Source organism: Microcoleus sp. BROC3 (assembly GCF_036702515.1).
Taxonomy (GTDB): domain Bacteria; phylum Cyanobacteriota; class Cyanobacteriia; order Cyanobacteriales; family Microcoleaceae; genus Microcoleus.
The window spans coordinates 1-2558 of record NZ_JAUBTQ010000148.1; the positions used below are offsets into that span (position 1 = coordinate 1).

Annotated in this window: 2 pseudogenes; one reads left to right on the forward strand and one right to left on the reverse strand. The window is 37.5% G+C overall.

What is annotated here, in order from left to right:
* Positions 1-269 precede the first annotated feature (269 nt).
* A pseudogene (locus tag QUB30_RS33245) lies at positions 270-1218 on the reverse strand (IS630 family transposase).
* 75 nt (positions 1219-1293) lie between these two features.
* Here QUB30_RS33245 and QUB30_RS33250 point away from each other — a divergent pair.
* Positions 1294-2251, forward strand: a pseudogene (locus tag QUB30_RS33250) (IS1634 family transposase); the annotation flags it as partial.
* Between the last annotated feature and the right edge of the window lie 307 nt (positions 2252-2558).

Below are 2558 nucleotides of genomic sequence, written 5' to 3' on the forward strand. Positions count from 1 at the left end.
CCACTATTTTTACGAGTAGCTTCAGGAAACGAATCAGATAATTCCATATTCGCCTCAATTTGTCAAGACTTTAAAAAACAATTAAATCTCGACAGTTTAATGGTAGCTGACAGTGCATTAAGTAGGTCGGCGGGAAAATCCATAAGTATGTAACAAAATATTAAGTAGGGTGACGGGACTTGAACTTAATACGTTGTGTAGGGTAATTTCCTCTTTTTCCTCTAACTTCTACTCCATGAATTACGGCGTAGGCGAGTTCTAATTCATCCTCAAACAAATGTCGCAGCTAATTCATCTTCTTTAATGTGTTGCCACTCTAATTCAATTAGGTTCATTTCGGAACAATATTTAGGCAAGAAAAAAATATATAAACCCTGACCTTCCCACTTTGACCACAACTGTTTAACCTCCTGACATCGGTGTATTGGACCGTTGTCTTGTACAATAATTCTAATCCGTTTCATTTGGGACGCTTCTTCTGCTTCTTGATCCATCATCTGAATATAAGCTTTTCGATCAACACCTCCAATTACCAAACCATATACAAAGCTACTTAAAGGTTCAAAAAGACCCACAATACTTAATCTACGACCTCGAATTTTAGTTTGTTGTCTGCGTTTTTGCTCACCTTTTTTGTAATAAGTATAACTAGGTTTACTCCACGCACAAAATCCTGATTCATCTAAATATTTTAAGTCAATTTCTCCGGCTGCCGCTGCTAATTCCAGCATATCTAGGTCTGATTGCTTTATTTCTCGCTATGATGGGCTCTTGTTTTCCTTTATGACTTGGACTAGCTCTTTTCCAAATGATCCCCTTTTTTTTAGTACCCGTCTTAGTCGGTCGGGACTTAATTTGAGCGAGCGCTCTTTTTCTAATTTATCAGCTAATTGAAAACTGTTATATGTACGGGGTTCTTTTTTTAAGCATTCTTCCAAAAACTCTATATCCTCTTCTTTCCATTTGGCTTTTACCCCTCGACCTGGTTTTTCCCAAAGGCTTTCTATACCAAATTCTTCCCATTTATGTAAGACTGCTCTCACTGTTTGTGAAGCCCAGTTAAAGTGAGTAGCTATTTTTTCAACATACCAGCCATGTGCATTTAACCGGATTACTTCTGCTCGATCTTTGACTTTTTGTGGTAATGAGCGCCGTTCTCAGATTTAATAGGGTTTTGTCTTGCTTTTGAGTCAGAAATACTCTTAATCGAGCGCCCATATATTAATTACCTTACTAGAGCTATACCTTTCTTTATCTATCTTAACATAGTTTTGTTTTTTTTCGCCGACCTACTTATATAGTGCCCCCAACTTAGAAATGTTAACCAATTTAAAATGGTTAACTCGTGTACCACGCTCGCCTGAAACAAGCGCAGCAACTGGTATCTCAGCTAAATGAATCAGAATTTCATCAAAGCTCAGTGACCGGATATCATTGGTCAGAACACAAAAGTAATTATGGTGGAATTGCACAAAGATGGTTAGTAGTAGAGAGCAGTTTGCGTCGTGATGCTGACCAACGTAAGTTAGAAAAAAACCTCAAAAAAGCTGAAATTGAGGGTCAGAAAAAGTTGCGAGAGTTATCAAATATTGAATTTGCTTGTTCGGCAGATGCCTCCGCAGCAGCAAATCGTTTATCTCAACAACTAAAATATCATAATTTAACCCAAATTACCTGCGACCAAACTACAGTAAAACCCGCTACTAATTCGACCATTTCTCATGACAATTCTAGCTCTCGCTTGATATTTAAAGTTCAAGCAAAACTAGAACTAGATGCGAATGTGGTAGCCCGAATAACCAAAGCTAGTGGCAGATTTATCTTAGCTACTAATGTGCTGGATGCAGAGCAATTAAGTCCTGATGAAATGATTGTAAAATATAAGGAACAGCAGTCGGCAGAGAGAGGGTTTGGGTTCCTAAAAGACCCGCTATTTTTTACGGATAGTGTATTCCTCAAATCCCCAGAAATAATCGAGGCTTTAACTTTAAGAATGGGTTTATGTTTGTTGGTTTATACTTTAGGTCAAAGGTTACTCAGGCAAAACTTGCAACTCAGTAATAAAACCGTAAAAAATCAATTGGGCACAGGAACAAATCGACCTACTTTGCGCTGGATATTCCAAAGTTTTCAATCAATTCATGCGGTTTGTATTCAAGGAATTCAGCAAGTTTCTAATTTGACATCGGAACGGTTGGCTATATTAAATTTGTTTCCAGTCACCTGTCGGTCTTATTATTTATCGTTGTGAAATGAAGTTGAATATTGATCGATCAAACTAACTTACATTTAAATAATTGTTGAATCAGCAGTGATGTATTATTGTCATAATGCGGGCGATATGCTGGCAATTAATAGTTGTTAATGGTCTAATTTTTGACGTTTTATGGGTTAAGAAGATTTAATTCATGCCCTCACGTCAATTTTTAGGGATTCCTAACTGCATGATGCGATAGTTGCACAAATTTTTGGGTGTTTTTACTCATTATTATCTCGGATGATTCACTTTTACCTCCTCAATCCGCGTATGTGCCAGTTGGGGGTGCGGAATGTGGGTT